Genomic DNA, 16,931 nt, shown 5'->3' with positions numbered 1-16,931 from the left:
GGAGTGAGAGTATGAGTCAGTCTTACAATCGCGGTCTCATCGAGGACTTCGGTCGCTGGAAGGAGTTCTCGGCCGGGATGTGGGCGTGGATCTTTCACAAGTTCACGGGGTGGATGCTCATCGGCTACCTGTTTACCCACATCGCCGTGTTGAGTAGCGCCATAGCGGCGGCCGACGGTCAGACGATGGTTCTCGCCGGGGAACAGGTCGACGCCTACACCGGCACGATCCAGGGACTCGAGAGCCTGTTCATCATCCGGGTGCTCGAGGTCGGCCTCCTCGCGGTCGCCGTCTTCCACATCCTGAACGGGACGCGCCTGCTGATGGTCGACCTGGGAATCGGTCTCGAGGCCCAGGACAAGAGCTTCTACGCGTCGCTAATCCTGACGGGCGTCATCACCGTCGCGAGCGTGCCGACGTTTCTCCAGGGGGTGGGCTTCTAGATGGCGGAACGCTACTCCTCGTTCGCGCCGGGCGGAACCGCGTGGCTGCTCCAGCGAGTCACGGCCGCGTTCCTGATCGTGGTGCTCGCCTTCCACTTCTTCCTCTTGCACTTCGTCAACCACGCGGCGGACATCACGTTCGCCGGAACGCAGGCCCGGATGGAGAACGTCGGCTACTTCCTGACGATGGTGCTGTTCCTGGTGACGGCGACGTTCCACGGCGTCAACGGCGTCTACAACGCCCTCGTCAACCAGGGACTCAAAGGCACGCAAAAGAAGGTCGTCCTCGCCGTACTGGTGATCGCAGGCACAGCGCTGATCGCCCAGGGAACCTGGGTCGCACTCGTAATGGCAGGGTGGATCTAATATGAGTACTCAACAGCAAGAACAACCCGAGGAACCCGAATCACAGGAGGCACCGACCGAACAGGAGATGAGCGGCCTCTCCTCGCCCCAGCAGACCCGACTCCAGCGCAAACAGGAGGGCCTCGCACAGCGCGAGCAGGCTGCCAGGGACGCAGAGCCCGAGGAGGAGACGGCCCACCTCAAGGTCTTTCGCTACGACCCCGAGGTCGAGGGGAAACAGGAACCGCGCTTCGACGACTTCCACGTCCCCCTCGAGCGCGGGATGACCGTCCTCGACGCGCTGATCTACGCCCGCGACGAGTTCGACCCATCGCTGACGTTCCGACACTCCTGCCGGCAGGCGATCTGCGGTTCGGATGCGTTCTTCGTCAACGGCTCCCAACGTCTGGGCTGTAAGACGCAGCTGTCGGAACTCGACCAGCCGATCCGCGTCGAACCGCTCCCCCACCAGGAGGTCGTCAAGGACCTGGTCGTCGACATGGAACACTTCTACGACCAGATGCACTCCGTTGAGCCGTACTTCCAGGAGGAGGACCTGCCGGCGGGCGACCTGGAGGAGCAGCGCCAGACCCGCGAGAACCGCGAGAAGGTGAAGATGTCGACCCGGTGTATCTGGTGTGCGGCGTGTATGTCCTCGTGTAACATCGCGGCGGGCGACAACGAGTACCTCGGCCCGGCGGCGATCAACAAGGCCTACCGGTTCGCGATGGACGACCGCGAGGGCGAGGACATCAAGGAGCACCGACTCCGCATCTTAGAGCAGGAACACGGCGTCTGGCGGTGTCAGACCCAGTTCTCCTGTACCGAGGTGTGTCCGAAGGACATCCCGCTGACCGAGCACATTCAGGAGCTCAAGCGGGAGGCGGTCAAGAAGAACCTGAAATTCTGGTAACCATGTACGAACACGACGTCATCGTGGTCGGCGCCGGCGGCGCCGGCCTCCGGGCTGCGATCGGCGCCCACGAAGCGGGCGCCGACGTGGCGATGGTAACGAAACTCCACCCGGTCCGCAGCCACACCGGCGCGGCGGAGGGGGGAATCAACGCGGCGCTCAGAGACGGTGACGACTGGGAACTCCACGCCTACGACACGATGAAGGGCTCGGACTACCTGGGCGACGCCCCCGCGATCGAGACCCTCGCCAAGGACGCCCCCGAGGACACGATCACCCTAGAGCACTGGGGGATGCCGTTCTCCCGCGAGGAGGACGGCACCGTCTCCCAGCGGCCCTTCGGCGGCCTCTCGTTCCCGCGAACGACCTACGCCGGGGCCGAGACCGGCCACCACCTGCTGCACGTCCTCTACGAACAGGTCGTCAAACGCGGCATCCAGGTGTACGACGAGTGGTACGTGATGAACCTCGCCGTCACTGACGAGCCGGACCCGAACGACCGGACCTGCCACGGCGTGGTCGCCTACGACGTCCAGAGCGGCGTCGTCGAGGGCTTCAAGGCGAACAAGGGAGTCATCCTCGCGACCGGCGGCCCCGGCCAGGCGTTCGACCACACCACCAACGCCGTCTCCTGTACCGGCGACGGGAACGCGATGGCCTACCGGGCGGGCGTGCCGATGGAGGACATGGAGTTCGTCCAGTTCCACCCGACGACCCTCCCCAGCACGGGCGTCCTCATCTCCGAAGGGGTCCGCGGCGAGGGCGGTATCCTGTACAACGAACTCGGCGAGCGGTTCATGTTCGAACACGGCTACGCCAACAACGCGGGCGAACTCGCCTCCCGAGACGTCGTCTCGCGGGCCGAGCTGACGGAGGTCAACCAGGGACGGGGCGTCGAGGACGAGTACGTCCACCTCGACATGCGCCACCTCGGCGCCGAGCGCATCCTCGACCGCCTCGAGAACATCCTCCACCTCGCGGAGGACTTCGAGGGCGTCGACGGCCTCGTCGAGCCGATGCCGGTCAAGCCCGGCCAGCACTACGAGATGGGCGGCATCGAGACCGACGAGAACGGCGAGACCTGCATCTCCGGGCTGTACGCCGCCGGCGAGTGCGCCTGCGTCTCCGTCCACGGCGCGAACCGCCTGGGCGGGAACGCCCTCCCCGAACTGGTCGTCTTCGGCAAGCGCGCCGGGCGCCACGCCGCCGGCGAGGACCTGGGCGAGGCCGAGATCGAGACCGGCTACGCAGAGGGCGTCGAGGAGGAAACCGACGTCGACCTCCCGATCACGCCCGGCGAAGCGGGGATCGAGCCCACCGGAGCGGACGACGTCGCGGCCGACGGCTCCGGCCAGGTTGCGGACGTCGACGGCGTCTTAGCGCGCGCCGTCGAGGCCGAGCGCGACCGCGTCGAGCGACTGATGGAGAAAGACGACGGCGTCCCGCACGCCGAGATCCGCGCGAAGCTTCAGAAGGCGATGACCGCCGACGTCAACGTCTTCCGCAACGAGGAGGGAATCAAGCGCGCGCTGCGGACGATCCGGGAGTGTCGCGAGGAGTACCGCGACGTCTACGTCGCCGACCCCTCGCGGACGTTCAACACGGACCTGCAGATGACCTACGAGACGCGCAACCTGATCGACGTCGCCGAGACGATCGCCCTCGGCGCACTCGTGCGAAACGAGTTCCGCGGCGCCCACTGGCGCCAGGAGAACCAGGAGCGCGACGACGAGAACTGGCTCAAACACACCATGATCTCCTGGAACGGCGGCAAGCCGTCGATCTGGTACCGGCCGGTGATCCTCGAGGGCGAGGAGAAGACCTACGAGCCGAAGATCCGCAGCTACTGATACTGTCGGAGAACTATTCGAAGGCCGGCCACTCGAGCGCGACAGTCTCCGACAGCCGCGAATTCGCGGTCGATGTCTCATGACTGCTGTTCGACGGTGTGACTCGGATCAGCAGAGCTAAGGGCGGCGCTCGGCTATCGTTTTCCGGTATGTTGTTGTCGGGTACGGTCGTCGCCGACGCCGAGACCGTGATTCACGACGGTGCGGTCGTCGTCGAGGACGATACGATCGTCGCGATAGGGGACCGAGGGGACTGTCTCGAGCGGTATCCCGAGCACGAACGGCACGCCTGCGACGTGTTGATGCCCGGAACGGTGGGCGCACACGTCCACTCGGTCCAGAGCCTGGGCCGGGGGATCGCCGACGACACCGAACTACTCGACTGGCTGTTCGAGTACGTGCTTCCGATGGAGGCGTCGCTCTCCGCCGAGGAGATGCGCGTCGCCGCCGAGTTGGGCTACCTCGAGATGATCGAGAGCGGGACGACGACCTGCGTCGACCACCTCTCGGTCGCCCACGCGGGGGAGGCGTTCGAGGCCGCCACCGAGCTCGGCATCCGCGGCCGACTCGGGAAGGTGATGATGGACAAGGAGGCGCCCGAGGGGCTGCTCGAGGGCACCGACGAGGCGCTGGCGGAAAGCGAGCGACTGATCGAACGGTATCACGACACGGCCGGCGGACGCATCAAGTACGCCGTCACGCCGCGCTTTGCCGTGAGCTGTACCGAGGCCTGTCTTCGAGGAAGTCGCGAACTCGCAAACGCCCACGACGGGGTGACGATCCACACGCACGCGAGCGAGAACCGCGGCGAAATCGCCGCCGTGGAGTCGGACACCGGAAAGCGGAACATCCACTGGCTCGACGAGGTGGGGCTCACCGGGGAGGACGTCGTCCTCGCTCACTGCGTCTGGACCGACGAGTCCGAGCGAGCGGTGCTCGCGGAGACGGGCACGCACGTCACCTACTGCCCGTCCTCGAACATGAAACTCGCAAGCGGCGTCGCGCCGGTGCTCGACTACCTGGATCGAGGAATCAACGTCGCACTCGGCAACGACGGACCGCCGTGTAACAACACGCTCGATCCGTTCACCGAGATGCGCCAGGCCTCGCTGTTACAGAAGGTAGATCGGTTAGAGCCACAGGCCCTTCCGGCGAAAACGGTGTTCGAGATGGCGACGCGAAACGGCGCGCGCGCGGCGGGGTTCGACCGCGTCGGCGCGCTCCGCGAGGGGTGGGCGGCCGATATCGTCGGCCTGCGAACCGACATCACTCGCGGGACGCCGATCCACGACGTGCTCTCACACCTCACGTTCGTCGCTCACGGCGACGACGTGACGTTCACGATGGTCGACGGCGAGGTGCTGATGCGCGACGGCGAGGTCGAAGTCGCCGACCCCGAAGCGATCAGGAAGCGGGCACGGGAGATCGCGAGCGGACTCGAGGCCAGCTAGAAGCCGAGCGACTCGAGGACGTTGAGGCTGACGTCCATTCCGTCGACTAGTTTGTACCCCAGGTAGATGCCGACGATCCCCATCAGTCCCGGTAGCTCCGGCGGTGCGGGGATCGGGACGTCGACCAGCGCGAAGAACGCACCGGTGAGAAAGCCGGTCAGCAGCCCCAGTGCGATGAACTTCAGATCCATAGCGGTGAGGGGGAACGGAAGCGATAAAAGGGCTCTGACTCGGTGCGAAGCGACGATGGACGGGCAGACGCGGGTTACGCCGGTGCGATCGTGGCGACCAGTCGATTTCGACGATCGACGACAGCTAGTTTTAATATCGTCGAACTACTCGAGGCCGAGTATGAAATTGGAAGCGCGCTCTACGCCGGACGTGTCGATACCCGCGGATCTCGAATCGCCGCAGGCGAAGCTGATCTACCTCTACCTCGCCGTTCGCGAGCGGGCGACGGCGGACGAACTCTGCGCGACGCTCGACGTCGACAAGGGATCGGTGCTCTCGATCACCGGCACGCTGCGCGAGCGCGGCCACGTCGAGCGCGTCAACGGGGCCTACGGGCTGGTCTGATTACTCGAGTCGCTCGAGGAGCACGTCGGCGACGAGCGAGCCGATCATCAGCGGCACCAGGACGTAGCCGAAGGCGGACAGGAGGACGAGCGTCGACCACTGTGCGAGCGGCTCCGTCGGCGGCCACAGTAGCGGCAGGGCGTCGACCAGGAAGGACCAGGTGGCGACGACGAGCACGAACAGCGCGACCGCCGCACAGCCCAGGCGAATTTTGAGTCGTCGTCGGTCGAGCCCCACACCGGGCTCGGGATCGTTCCACTCCTCGTCGGTCATGAGTCGAGAGAAGAAGTCGCGGCGCTTGAACGGTTCGACTCGCAGGCTACAGTTCGATCCGCTCGACCAACTGTTCGTGGTTCTCGTTCGTGTTCACCGCGACGATTCGAATCTCGTCCTCGAGTCCCGAGCCACGGAGCTTCGACTTGAGGAGGTTGTCGACCTGATAGACGCCCGCGGCGTTGGTCATCGCGATCTCGACCATCACCGGTCGGGTTTCGCCCTCGTGGAGGGAGACGCGCCGGATGGCCTGACTCGAGAGGGTGTTGATGCCGCGACCGCCCTGCTCGTAGGGGATTCTCGAGCGCCCGCGCTCCATGTCGAGGGCGTCGGCGACCCGGATGACCCCCGCCTCGGTCGTCAGCGGCGTCTCGGCGGTGTGGTGACAGAGGATCGCGTGGAGCACCTCTCCTTTCATTCTGACGGTGTCCGTGACGTCGTAGAACTCGGGGAGAACGCGGTCGAGGATGTCCGCGGCGAGGGGGATGGAGTAGTAGGCGTGCTGGTCCCGGTGGACGGTGTGACCGACGTCGTGGAGCGTCGCCGCGAGCGCGATGATCACCGACTCGTCTTCCTCCTCGAGTCCCTGCTGACGGGCGCCGTTGAAGTCGACGTCGCCGGCTTTCAGCAGGTCGTACAGACACAGCGCCCGGTTGCGGACGATCGAGATGTGTTTCGCGCCGTGGTCGTTGTAGCGCTTGCGGTCGACGGCGTTGACGTTCTGGGCCTCGAGGTAGGCCTGAATCTCCTCGTCGGCGTCGACGTACGCGAGCACCTCGTTGAGCTTCGCGTCGGGAAAGTTGTGCTCGTCATCGGGGGAGTAGATGCGGCGAGCGTCGTCGCCGGGCTCCGAACTCGTATCGGCATCGCTCATACCTCACCGTCGCGTGCCGGACAAAAAAGTTCTCCGCCGGCGGCTGTCGGCGTGCGGTCGTTATGCCGTCTCGGCGACGGCGGCTTCGACCTCGTCGTAGTCGGGTTCGACGCCGGCGTCGTCGCTGATCCAGGCGTAGGTGAGTTCGCCGTCGCCGTCGACGACGAACACCGCGCGCTTTGCCAGTCCGTACACGCCGAGGTTCTCGAAGTCCGTCCGGACGTCGTAGGCGTCGACGATCTCCTTTTCGAAGTCGCTGATCAGGTCGAACGAGAGGTCGTTCCGTGCGCGGAACTCGTTGAGCGCGAACGGCGAGTCGACGCTGACGCCGTAAACGGTCGCCTCGAGGTCTTCGAACGCCTCGAGGCGGTCGTCGAACGCACACATCTCGGCCGTACAGACGCTCGTGAACGCGCCGGGGAAGAAGGCGAGGACGACCGGCGCCTCCTCCTCGAGTCGCTCCGAGAGCGTGATCGACTCGACGTCGCCGGTCGCGAGCGGTGCGGTGAAGTCGGGTGCTGAGTCGCCAGTCGTTGGCATCGGCCCCGTTTTGGTCCTCGCAGAAAAGACGGTTTCGTTCGCCGAACAGTCCCGGCATAAGGCCCGAAGACGCCGAGAGCGTGGCGACAGACTATTACACGCCGGCGATGTTGCGGCCGTATGGGAGGCACTGTCGCCGAAATCGGGCTCGCCGCAGACGAGTTCGCACTGGCGGGGACGATGGAACGACTGGACGATGTACAGTTCGATATCGAGCGAATCGTCGCCAGCAACTCGGATCACGTGATGCCGTACATCTGGGTCGAGAGCGAGCAGTTCGACGAGATCGACGCGGTGCTCGAGGCGGACGAGAGCGTCGAGAGCGTCGAATTGCTGGCAGACCTCGAGGGCGAACGACTGTATCAGATGGACTGGGTGAGCCGGATCGAGACGCTCGTCCAGATCCTCGTCCAGGAGGACGGAACGGTCCTCTCCGCGCAGGGCAACAGCGACGGGTGGACGCTTCGAATCCTCGTTCCCGAGCGCGATGCGCTCTCGCGGACGTACGAGTACTGCCGGGAGAACGAGTTCTCGATGGACATTCACAGCATCTACAACCTCGACGACGGTCGAGAGGGGCGGTTCGGGCTGACCGACGACCAGCAGGACACGCTCGAGGCGGCGTTCGAACTCGGCTACTACGAGATCCCGCGGGAGACGCTGATGGACGAGCTCGCGGCGGAGTTCGACATCTCCCACCAGGCGCTCTCCGAACGCCTGCGACGGGCGCACGGCACCCTCGTCGAGAACACGATCATCATCGGCCGCCCCGAAGAGCACCGGTGATCGGCCCCGACGCGACGATCCGTCGCTGGCGGGAGCCCCTCTCGAGGCGCAGGAACGCGGGTGGCGTGACTTCCGCCCTAGCTAAGCGGTCCAAAAAGGTTATAATTGCCAGCGGGTAAGCCACGCATAGAGATGGTAGCCGAAATTGCACCGCTGTTCATCCCCGGCGCACCCGGGGGGCCGGAACTGCTCATTATCCTCTTCATCGCGATCTTGCTGTTCGGAGCGAACAAGATTCCGAAACTGGCACGATCGACCGGCGAGGCGATGGGCGAGTTCCAGAAGGGTCGTGAAAAGGTCGAGACCGAACTCGAGGAGATGCGCGAGACGGGCAACTACGACGCCGACGACGACGTCGCAGCCGAGGACGACGAGTTCGTCGACACGGATTCGCTCGCCTCGGAAGAGGAGACGGAAACCGAAACGGAAACGAACTGAGACAGCTGGTTTTGACGCCGGGGCGTGTGGCCTAGCGGAGAGGGCAGGAGGTTCCTAACCTTCTGATCGCGGGTTCGAATCCCGTCACGCCCGTTATCGTGCCGAGCACCAGCGAGGCCGATAACGGATCGTGCGTGATTCGAATCAGGGAGGAGCTTCGCTCCGACCGTGGTTCGAATTCCGTTACGCCCGCTCGCCACTCCGTGGCTCGCGAGCGTAACGTAGCTCGCAAACCCTTCGGGTTTGCTCACTCCCATCACGCCCTTTCGGGCCACTTCACCCGAGAACTCGCTCTCGTTTCGGAACTGCGACTCGAGTCACCTGCGAACGCGAGCGGAATGTGAGGATCGTACCAACGGACGACGGCAGGTCGTCGCTGCTCGGGTAATCGAAATTAGCTATTTCAGAGCCCAATAGCCGCTTACCGGTTGTACCAGCGACACGAGTCTCGAGAGCCGCGACTCAGTCGGCTGCCACACCTTCGGGCCGGTAGGAGCGGCTGATCACCCGCCACTTGCCGGTCGAGAATCGGTGACAGGTCACAGCCGCCGGGACCAGCGTCTCGAGGACCAGCGCCGCGTACAGCGCACCGATCCCGAGCGCGGGGATCGTTCCGAGACCGGGGATCGTGAGCGCGGTGCCCGCGAGGTAGGCCGCCGGCAGCGCCGCCCCGTAGAGGCCGAGCACGCGGCCGTAGAACGGCCAGCGAGTATCGCCGCTCGCGGTGAGCGGGCCCGATGCTGCCCCGTTGAGGCCGTTGAAGATGACGCTGAGGGCCGCAACCTGGACGAAGACGGTCGTCAGCGAGAGCGAGTCGCCTTCGGCGACGAACACCGCGGCGACGGGTTCGGCGAAGACGAAGACGACCGCCGCGACGACCAGGTAGACCGCGACCGTGATACGCAAGATGTCCTGGCCGTAGGCGTCTGCCTCGAGTTCCCGCGCTCGGCCGAGTTCCTGGCCGACCAGACTCGAGGAGGCCAGTCCGAGCCCCCAGCTGGGGGTGTCCATCAGGCCGCGGACGCGCTGGGCGATGATGAACGCGGCGACGACCTCGGCGCCGAAGACGGCGATCACGGCGAGGATCGGGAACTGCGCGGTCGACCAGGTGAGGTTGGTGAGGGTGATCGGCGTCGAAATCTCGACGAGGTCTCGGATCAGGTCGCGGTCGACGTACGGCCCCGACAGCGAGACGGTGACGGGGAAGTGACCGGCGAACGGCACCCGGCCGCCGAGGAAGCCGTAGACGAACAGCCCGGTGACGAGGACGTTCGCGAGGACGGAGCCGAGCGCCGCGCCGGCGACGCCCAGCCCGAGGCCGAAGATGAACACGACGTTCAGTGCGATGTTCGCGATTGCGCCGCTGCCCCGGACGACCATCGCCGCGTAGGAGTCGTCGGCGCCGACGAGCGTGCGGCTTCCGATGAGGTTGAGGCCCATGAAGATCGTGCCGACGCTCATCACCTGGAGGTAGATCGTGCCGTAGGTGTGCATCTCGGGGTCCGTTGCGATGAGGCCGATCAGTTCGGAGGGGAAGACCAGAAAGACGACCATGAGCGGGAGTGTGACCAGCGCCGTCAGCCAGACGCTCTGTTTGACGACGAGGTCGAGTTCGTCGTAGCGGCCGGCGCCGTAGCGCTGGGAGACGAGCGCGATCGTCCCGCCGGCGATGCCGCCGCCGAGAGTGCCGGCGAGGAAGGCGAACGGCGTCGCGAGGCCGATGCCGGCGACGGCGCCGGAGCCGAGGACGGCCCCGACCATCGCGAGGTCGGCGACCGACTTCGACATTCGAGCGATGCCGGTGACGATCCGGGGCCAGGCGAGTTCGGTGGTTCGGTCGACGCGGTGGCGGTCGACGTAGCCGAACCTGGCGAGCGTGACGCCGGCGTACCAGAGGGCCGCTTCGATCGGGTTTCGCAGGGTTCTCGTGAGGACTGACAACAGGGCGGACAGGAGGGTGTGGAGGGACTGACGCATCGGGTTCTAACGGGCTCTCTCGTACCCTCGCTTCGCCCTCGTTTAGGCATTACGATTCGAAATATCATTACGGTTCGATACCGTTAGCCACGGTCTCGAGACCCACGCCGTCGTCGATACCGGTCCGTCGCCGGGAGTTTCAGGCAGTTTAATATGCGCCGCTGAGTCCCCACGGAGTATGGAACGCGTTGACGTCGCAATCGTCGGCGGTGGGCCGGCGGGTGCCGCGGCGGCCGAACGAGCCGCAGCCCACGGCGCCGAAACCGTGCTGTTCGAACAGGGCGTCCCACGGGAGGACCGGGACGGGCTGGGACCCGACTCGACCGACGCCGCCGGGATGCTCGACTACTGGGTCGACATCATGGACTTCGACTACCGGGAGATCCCCGACGAGGTGATCCTACAGGAGCTCTCGGCGGTCGACTTCTTCGGGCCGAGCACCCGCTTCGAGATGCGAACGACCGGAATCGAGGCGTCGTATCCGAAGTTCGGCTACACCTTCCACCGGGCGCGGATGGACGACTGGCTCCACGAGCGCGCGACGGACGCCGGCGCGGACGTCCGCGTCGGCAGGAGCGTGAAAGACCTCGAGACCGACCTCTCTCCGACGCCGACGCACACCCTGACGCTGGCCAACGGCGACGAGTTCGAGGCCGAGTACGTTATCCTCGCGGACGGCCCTCAGCGCCGGATCACCCTGGACGCCCTCGACCAGTTCCTCCCCGCGGATCGGAGCGTCTCGGAGTACCTCTCGCCCCCGCGGGCGAACCACATCGCCTACCAGGAGTACCGCGAGTTCCCCGAGGAGCTGTTCGATCGGGATCGCCTGAAGTTCTGGTGGGGGTACATCCCCGGCGAAACCGCCTACCCCTGGATCTTCCCCAACGACGGCACCGTCGCCCGCGTCGGCCTGACGATGCCCATCGGGATGACCCTCGAGGACGTCGCCCACCCCGAATCCTACGCGCTGCTCAAACCGACCGACGACCGGATTCCCTCCGGCTCGGAGTACATCCGCCGGCTGCTCGAGCACCTGTACGGCGACGAGTACGATATCGAAGAAGAGATCCCGATCGTCGAGGATCGCGGGAAGTCGAAGGGAACCGAGACGTACCCGATCTCCTCGACGCGGCCGATCGAGTCGCCCGTCGGCGCGAACGTCGCCGTGGCCGGCGGCGCGATGGGGACCACCTCGGCGTTCCACGAGGGCGGCTACCACGTCGCCGTCCGCACCGGCAAGATCGCCGGTCGCCTCGCGGCGACGGACTCGCTCGAGCACTACAACGAGGTCTGGAAACGGGCGATCGGCGACGAGATTCTACGGAACGTCTCCTTCGCCGACGTCGTCGCTGACTACGAGCCCGACGACTGGGACCGGGCGTTCGACGTCGTCAGCAGGATGAAGGACTCGACCGACGGCGGCGCGCTGATCTCGAAGAAGTACTCCGCCGGCCTCGGCGCGACGAAGATCGTCGGCACCTACAAGAAGCGCAAGTTCCGGTACCGGGACGGGCGGTACGTCCAGCTTCGGGAAGACGAGTACGTCTACTAACCGCTGGCCGTTTCGGTTCGTGTTAGTGTCTGTCGATCAGAAAGTATTTCCTTATGTTGGAGCGCAGGAGTGTATGGACAGGCGGACAGTTCTCGGTGGCGTTGCCGGTTCACTCGGCGTTTTTTCGGGGTGTCTCGACGCGTTCGGGAGCAGTACCGACAGCCGTCAGTACTCGAACGACTCCGAGAACCGCTCGGACGGCTCCGAGAGCGGGCGTGACGACACCGATTCGAGTCCCGCCGACATCGGATCGTGTTCCGATCGAATCGTTCCCTATTCCTTCCTCCCCGATCGCGTTCAGTCGGAGGTCGACGCCGCACTCGAGGACGGCGTCTACGAAACCGCGGACGAACTCTGGTACTCGTACGCGGTCGGCTCGAGTTCGATCCTCAGGAAGGGAAATCAGTACTACGACAGTACGATCGAACTCGATTCGACGGCCGCGAGTCTCCGACTCGAAGAAACGGTTCCGTCGCGAGGACAGGTCGAACTCCGGTTCGTCAACACGACCGACAGCACGCTCACGCTCACCGTGACCGTTTCGGAGGAAACCGGGACGACCGTGGCGACCGCCGAAGATCTCGAACTACCAACTCCTCTACGTCACCCTCCCCCTCTCGCTGTTCGTGCTCCTGATCCTGTTTTACGCGACGATCAAGTTTCACGACAACGACGACCCGGTGCCGACGACAGAGGACCCCTCGCTCGAGGTCACGTGGACGGCCGCGACGGCGCTGATCCTCCTGTTCGTCGGCGTCTCCGGCTACACCGTCCTCGTCAGCCCCTACGTCTCTCCCGGCCAGCCGACAGACCTCGCCGGCGACGGCCCGATCGAGGACGTCGCGGATCTCCCCGACACCGACGACGAGGAATTCCACGTCCGGGGGTTCCAGTGGGGGTGGGAGGTGACCTACCCCGAGGCAGACGCGACGACACGGAACGAACTCGTGATCCCGGCCGACGAGGACGTGACGCTCTGGCTCACGACGGACGACGTGACCCACTCGCTGTTCGTTCCGGAACTCGGGGTCAAACAGGACGCCTTCCCCGGCGAGTACACCCAGCTTCGAACCAGCGCCTACGAGGCGGGCGAGTACGACGCCCAGTGCGTCGAGTTCTGCGGCGCCGGCCACTCCCGGATGGGGATGACCGTCGTGGTGCTCGAGCCCGACGACTACGAGTCGTGGCTCACGGAACACGAAGGGACGACGAACGCAACCGCACCGACCGCTGACGGGTAGCCAACGGGAAAGCGTTTTCAGCCCTTCGGCGCCTACACTCGAGTGCGTGCCTTTAGTCCCCGGCCGAGCCGACCCATCCGGGTGCGATGACCGTCCGGCGAACCCGGGCACGCGACACAGTTGGTGATTCCTGTCGAATCACTCGCCTGGCACGAGGGTTATCCAACCGACGCGGCACGCCGCCACGGGATGAGGTTGGTCGTTAGTGTTCCGGGCGACACCTTTCGTACCGAGCCGCGGGTCGAAAACGCGTGACCTGCTGGTTCACGTTACGGCCGGTAAGCGCGGCTTACTCGGGCGGGACGCTTCTCGACGAGTACCCGTAACGACGTTCTTCGAGCGTGCGGGGGGAACGCGTGTGTTGTCACTCTTCGGGGTAGTGTGTGTGTGTGTGTGTGTATGGGTGTGGGTGTGAGCCTTGGGTGGTGCGGTGGCTCACGAGTGTAGTGGATGTAGTATGAGTGGTCGGCGGCGAACCAGGTCTCCCAGAGGGTCTCCCACTCCAGTACTCACTGGTACGCAGGCGAGCTTAACGTCCGTGTTCGGGATGGGTACGGGTGGAACCTCGCCGCTGTGGCCGCCTTAACGCCGATCGACGGAATCGAACCGTCCGCGGGCCAGTATCGGTGGTCTCCGACCGTGTGTATGTGTAGTCCAGTTTGCGTCTGGACCCGTTCGTGGGTCCATTCCAATCCGTTATGCGGCCTCGACTGGTGTCGAGGATATGAGTGTGTGGCTTGGTCTGTTAGTGCTCGCGGGCTCAACGCCTCGTTGCCTTGGCGCGTACACCCCGAGTCTATCGAACTCGTCTTCTACGAGTGACCTCGGTGGTATCTCTTTTTCAAGTGGGTTTCGAGCTTAGATGCGTTCAGCTCTTACCCCGTGGTGCGTAGCTGCCCGGCACGTGCTCTTTCGAACAACCGGTACACCAGTGGCACCCATTCGTAGTTCCTCTCGTACTATACGAACGTTCTCGTCAGATACCTTACACCCCCAATAGATAGCAGCCGACCTGTCTCACGACGGTCTAAACCCAGCTCACGACCTCCTTTAATAGGCGAACAACCTCACCCTTGCCCGCTTCTGCACGGGCAGGATGGAGGGAACCGACATCGAGGTAGCAAGCCACCCGGTCGATATGTGCTCTTGCGGGTGACGACTCTGTTATCCCTAAGGTAGCTTTTCTGTCAGCAATTGCCCGCATCAAGCAGGCTAATTGGTTCGCTAGACCACGCTTTCGCGTCAGCGTCCGTCGTTGTGCCGGACACTGTCAGGCTTCCGTATGCTCTTGCGCTCTTACTCGGGTCTCCGACCCGAGTGAGGAAACCTTGGGGCGCGCTCGATATCTTTTCAAGCGCGTACCGCCCCAGTCAAACTGCCCGGCTACCGGTGTCCTCCTCCCGGAGTGAGAGTCACAGTCACCATCGGGTAGTATTTCAGTGATGCCTCGGTGGCCCGCTGGCGCGGGTACCTGTGTAACGGCTCCTACCTATGCTGCACAATGGCGACCATGTCTCAGCGACAGCCTGCAGTAAAGCTCTATAGGGTCTTCGCTTCCCCTTGGGGGTCTCCAGACTCCGCACTGGAATGTACAGTTCACCGGGCCCAACGTTGGGACAGTGGCGCTCTCGTTGATCCATTCATGCAAGCCGCTACTAAAGCGGCAAGGTACTACGCTACCTTAAGAGGGTCATAGTTACCCCCGCCGTTAACGGGTCCTTCGTCCCCTTGTAAGGGGTGTTCAGATACCCGCACTGGGCAGGATTCAGTGACCGTACGAGTCCTTACGGATTTGCGGTCACCTATGTTGTTACTAGACAGTCGGAGCGCCCGAGTCACTGCGACCTGCCTCTTTCCGAGGCAGGCATCCCTTATTGCGAACGTACGGGACTAACTTGCCGAATTCCCTAACGTCGGTTGTTCCCGACAGCCTTGGCTTTCGCCGCCATGAGTACCTGTGTCGGATCTCGGTACGGACAGTATGCTCGTCTTTTCACGGGCTCTGGATTGGCCCAGCTTGCGATATCCCGACATTCGACCGCTTCCTGCCATTACGGCTTCCACGGTCTTCGACGGTTCTACCGGGCGATGGCCCGGCCTGGGTGGCTCCAAAGCGTCGACTTTTAGTGCATACTGGCACAGGAATATTAACCTGTTTCCCTTTTGTCTCGTTCGAATTACGGCGAGACTTAGGACCGGCTAACCCTCAGCTGATCAGCATTGCTGAGGAACCCTTACTCGTTCGGCCGTCGGGGCTCTCACCCGACTAACGCTGCTACTATGACCAGAATTATCGTTACCGCACGGTCCACACGAATTCTCATCCGTGCTTCCACCCGAACGGAATGCCAACCTACGGGATCACCGTGTAAACGGTGCCGCCAGGTCTCGGTGATGGACTTGAGCCCCGATCATTTTCAGCGCCGCAAACCTCGGCCGGTAAGCTGTTACGCTTTTCTTAGAGGGTAGCTGCTTCTAAGCTCACCTCCCGGCTGTCTAGGGCTTGCGACAACTTTCAATCGCACTTAGTCCATACTTGGGGACCTTAACCCAGCTCTGGGTTGTCTCCCTCACGGTACACAGGCTTACCCCGCGCACCGGACTCCCCGCGTCGAACGGCGTTCGTACGTTCGGAGTTGGACAGGGGGGCGCACTCCTCTCGGAGTGCGGTCCCCCAATCCGTCGCTCTACCGCACGAACTACCTCAGCGGAGGTCATGCTTCGACATGTTTCGGTTGGAACCAGCTGTTTCCGAACTCGATGGGCCTTTCACCCCTAGACATAGGTCACGCGAGGGTATTGTAGGACACCAACGCTAACGGGCCTCCACGCACCTTTCGGTGCGCTTCACCCTGCCCATGCCTAGATCGTCCGGTTTCGGGTCGTGCCCATTTGACTCCCCGCGCTTGAACACGGTGACCCTGGTCGTAAGACTGCGGTCATATCGGTTTCCCTACGCCTTCCCCGATGATCGGGTTAGACTCGTCAAACAGGCACACTCTCTGGTTCGTTTTTCAAAACGTACGACGGAACACCGGCTTCCTCTCCGTCTTACTACGGGTTTGCACCCGATTCATTCTGGAGAGGACCTTGTATGCCCCGTCGCTCTATCGCCAACTGATTTCACGCCCTATTGCACCTCCCTTTTGGGGGTACTTTTCAGCGTTCGCTCACGCTACTTGTTCGCTATCGGTCTCAAGGAGTGTTTAGTCTTCGCGGTCGATGCCCGCGATCTTTTCGAGGGATATCCAACCCCCGATACTCTGGAGCTGACTCGTCCGTTACTTCTCGACAATACGGGACTGTCACCCTGTCTCGTGCTCCGTTCCAGAAGACTTCTCGTCGAGGTTCGCGGAGTGATCGTCAGTCCGAACACCACATTGCCCGTGAGGGCTTCGGTTTGGACTGTGTCGTCTTCATTCGCCATTACTAACGACATCGCGTTTGCTTTCTTTTCCTGCCGGTACTGAGATGTTTCAATTCCCGGCGTTCCCCATTGCGCGAAGCAATTGCGGTGGGGATTCCCATTCGGAGATCTCAAGTTCTTTCCCTCCATGCGGGTCCCTTGAGCTTATCGCAGCTTGGCACGTCCTTCTTCAGCTCTTGAGCCGAGCGATCCACCAGCTGGCACAGTAGCCACGTTCTTCGGATCGGTAATGTGACCCGGGAACG

The 16,931-nt window shown here is 63.7% G+C and carries 14 protein-coding genes, 1 tRNA gene, 2 rRNA genes and 1 pseudogene; 11 read left to right on the top strand and 7 right to left on the bottom strand.

The annotated features are described in order from the left end of the window. The first annotated feature begins 11 nt into the window (after positions 1–11). The 5 genes from sdhC (at position 12) to NMQ11_RS01340 (ending at position 5,002) form a co-directional block, all read left to right on the top strand. Positions 12–443 (top strand): succinate dehydrogenase, cytochrome b556 subunit, encoded by a 432-nt coding sequence (gene sdhC, locus NMQ11_RS01360; RefSeq protein ID WP_255169593.1) that lies wholly within the window; start codon positions 12–14, stop codon positions 441–443. Next, on the top strand, positions 444–809 hold the full coding sequence (locus NMQ11_RS01355; protein WP_255169592.1) for a succinate dehydrogenase hydrophobic membrane anchor subunit: 366 nt from the start codon (positions 444–446) through the stop codon (positions 807–809). 1 nt (position 810) lies between these two features. Then, positions 811–1,701, top strand: coding sequence for a succinate dehydrogenase/fumarate reductase iron-sulfur subunit (locus tag NMQ11_RS01350; RefSeq protein ID WP_255169591.1), 891 nt, complete (start codon positions 811–813; stop codon positions 1,699–1,701). 2 nt (positions 1,702–1,703) lie between these two features. Beyond that, positions 1,704–3,551: an FAD-binding protein gene (locus NMQ11_RS01345; RefSeq protein ID WP_255169590.1), complete on the top strand. Its 1,848-nt coding sequence runs from the start codon at positions 1,704–1,706 to the stop codon at positions 3,549–3,551. 149 nt (positions 3,552–3,700) lie between these two features. Further along, complete coding sequence (locus NMQ11_RS01340) at positions 3,701–5,002, top strand: 5'-deoxyadenosine deaminase (protein ID WP_255169589.1); 1,302 nt, start codon at positions 3,701–3,703, stop codon at positions 5,000–5,002. Here the strand turns inward: NMQ11_RS01340 and NMQ11_RS01335 are convergent. Then, positions 4,999–5,193 (bottom strand): XapX domain-containing protein, encoded by a 195-nt coding sequence (locus NMQ11_RS01335; protein WP_255169588.1) that lies wholly within the window; start codon positions 5,191–5,193, stop codon positions 4,999–5,001. The genes NMQ11_RS01340 and NMQ11_RS01335 overlap by 4 nt on opposite strands. Before the next feature lie 160 nt (positions 5,194–5,353). On the opposite strand from NMQ11_RS01335, the gene NMQ11_RS01330 reads away from it, so the two are divergent. Beyond that, positions 5,354–5,578: a MarR family transcriptional regulator gene (locus NMQ11_RS01330; protein WP_255169587.1), complete on the top strand. Its 225-nt coding sequence runs from the start codon at positions 5,354–5,356 to the stop codon at positions 5,576–5,578. Here NMQ11_RS01330 and NMQ11_RS01325 read toward each other — a convergent pair whose 3' ends face one another. Genes NMQ11_RS01325 through NMQ11_RS01315 form a run of 3 tightly spaced genes read right to left on the bottom strand, consistent with a single transcriptional unit; the run spans position 5,579 to position 7,265 of the window. Next, positions 5,579–5,851 (bottom strand): hypothetical protein, encoded by a 273-nt coding sequence (locus NMQ11_RS01325; RefSeq protein ID WP_255169586.1) that lies wholly within the window; start codon positions 5,849–5,851, stop codon positions 5,579–5,581. It lies immediately after the preceding gene. Positions 5,852–5,897: 46 nt separating this feature from the next. Continuing rightward, positions 5,898–6,725 (bottom strand): HD domain-containing protein, encoded by an 828-nt coding sequence (locus NMQ11_RS01320; protein ID WP_255169585.1) that lies wholly within the window; start codon positions 6,723–6,725, stop codon positions 5,898–5,900. Between the two features lie 60 nt (positions 6,726–6,785). Then, the gene (locus NMQ11_RS01315; RefSeq protein WP_255169584.1) at positions 6,786–7,265 is read right to left on the bottom strand and encodes a redoxin domain-containing protein; all 480 of its coding nucleotides are present in this window, start codon (positions 7,263–7,265) and stop codon (positions 6,786–6,788) included. Between the two features lie 120 nt (positions 7,266–7,385). Here NMQ11_RS01315 and NMQ11_RS01310 point away from each other — a divergent pair, with 120 nt between their 5' ends. From NMQ11_RS01310 to NMQ11_RS01300, 3 genes are all read left to right on the top strand, one after another. After that, positions 7,386–8,051: a helix-turn-helix domain-containing protein gene (locus tag NMQ11_RS01310; protein ID WP_255169583.1), complete on the top strand. Its 666-nt coding sequence runs from the start codon at positions 7,386–7,388 to the stop codon at positions 8,049–8,051. Between the two features lie 132 nt (positions 8,052–8,183). Beyond that, complete coding sequence (tatA, locus tag NMQ11_RS01305) at positions 8,184–8,489, top strand: twin-arginine translocase TatA/TatE family subunit (protein WP_255169582.1); 306 nt, start codon at positions 8,184–8,186, stop codon at positions 8,487–8,489. A 20-nt stretch (positions 8,490–8,509) separates the two neighbouring features. Then, positions 8,510–8,582 (top strand) — tRNA-Arg (locus NMQ11_RS01300). A gap of 369 nt (positions 8,583–8,951) precedes the next feature. On the opposite strand, the gene NMQ11_RS01295 is transcribed toward NMQ11_RS01300, so the two are convergent. Next, entirely contained in the window at positions 8,952–10,466 is a 1,515-nt protein-coding gene (locus NMQ11_RS01295) for an MATE family efflux transporter (protein WP_255169581.1), read from the bottom strand. A 178-nt stretch (positions 10,467–10,644) separates the two neighbouring features. Between NMQ11_RS01295 and NMQ11_RS01290 the strand changes: the two genes are divergently transcribed. Both NMQ11_RS01290 and coxB read left to right on the top strand, forming a co-directional pair. After that, positions 10,645–12,018 carry an NAD(P)/FAD-dependent oxidoreductase gene (locus NMQ11_RS01290; RefSeq protein WP_255169579.1) on the top strand — a complete coding sequence of 458 codons (1,374 nt, stop codon included), beginning with the start codon at positions 10,645–10,647 and terminating at the stop codon, positions 12,016–12,018. Positions 12,019–12,605: 587 nt separating this feature from the next. Then, positions 12,606–13,259: pseudogene (gene coxB / locus NMQ11_RS01285) on the top strand (cytochrome c oxidase subunit II); the annotation flags it as partial. Between the two features lie 463 nt (positions 13,260–13,722). Here coxB and rrf read toward each other — a convergent pair. Together rrf and NMQ11_RS01275 are read right to left on the bottom strand one after the other, a co-directional pair. Beyond that, positions 13,723–13,844, bottom strand: a 5S ribosomal RNA gene (gene rrf, locus NMQ11_RS01280). A 142-nt stretch (positions 13,845–13,986) separates the two neighbouring features. Then, a 23S ribosomal RNA gene (locus tag NMQ11_RS01275) occupies positions 13,987–16,904 on the bottom strand. Between the last annotated feature and the right edge of the window lie 27 nt (positions 16,905–16,931).

This window comes from Natrononativus amylolyticus (genome assembly GCF_024362525.1).
Taxonomy (GTDB): Archaea; Halobacteriota; Halobacteria; order Halobacteriales; family Natrialbaceae; genus Natrononativus; species Natrononativus amylolyticus.
Note: the sequence above shows the minus strand (reverse complement) of the source record. Positions and strands in the feature narration are given on the sequence as shown.

Coding starts and splice junctions, on each gene's coding strand:
- NMQ11_RS01320 (WP_255169585.1), bottom strand. CDS start 6,725: ATGAGCGATGCCGATACGAGTTCGGAGCCCGGCGACGACGCTCGCCGC.
- NMQ11_RS01315 (WP_255169584.1), bottom strand. CDS start 7,265: ATGCCAACGACTGGCGACTCAGCACCCGACTTCACCGCACCGCTCGCG.
- NMQ11_RS01355 (WP_255169592.1), top strand. CDS start 444: ATGGCGGAACGCTACTCCTCGTTCGCGCCGGGCGGAACCGCGTGGCTG.
- NMQ11_RS01335 (WP_255169588.1), bottom strand. CDS start 5,193: ATGGATCTGAAGTTCATCGCACTGGGGCTGCTGACCGGCTTTCTCACC.
- NMQ11_RS01325 (WP_255169586.1), bottom strand. CDS start 5,851: ATGACCGACGAGGAGTGGAACGATCCCGAGCCCGGTGTGGGGCTCGAC.
- NMQ11_RS01290 (WP_255169579.1), top strand. CDS start 10,645: ATGGAACGCGTTGACGTCGCAATCGTCGGCGGTGGGCCGGCGGGTGCC.
- sdhC (WP_255169593.1), top strand. CDS start 12: ATGAGTCAGTCTTACAATCGCGGTCTCATCGAGGACTTCGGTCGCTGG.
- NMQ11_RS01330 (WP_255169587.1), top strand. CDS start 5,354: ATGAAATTGGAAGCGCGCTCTACGCCGGACGTGTCGATACCCGCGGAT.
- NMQ11_RS01295 (WP_255169581.1), bottom strand. CDS start 10,466: ATGCGTCAGTCCCTCCACACCCTCCTGTCCGCCCTGTTGTCAGTCCTC.
- tatA (WP_255169582.1), top strand. CDS start 8,184: ATGGTAGCCGAAATTGCACCGCTGTTCATCCCCGGCGCACCCGGGGGG.
- NMQ11_RS01350 (WP_255169591.1), top strand. CDS start 811: ATGAGTACTCAACAGCAAGAACAACCCGAGGAACCCGAATCACAGGAG.
- NMQ11_RS01345 (WP_255169590.1), top strand. CDS start 1,704: ATGTACGAACACGACGTCATCGTGGTCGGCGCCGGCGGCGCCGGCCTC.
- NMQ11_RS01310 (WP_255169583.1), top strand. CDS start 7,386: ATGGGAGGCACTGTCGCCGAAATCGGGCTCGCCGCAGACGAGTTCGCA.
- NMQ11_RS01340 (WP_255169589.1), top strand. CDS start 3,701: ATGTTGTTGTCGGGTACGGTCGTCGCCGACGCCGAGACCGTGATTCAC.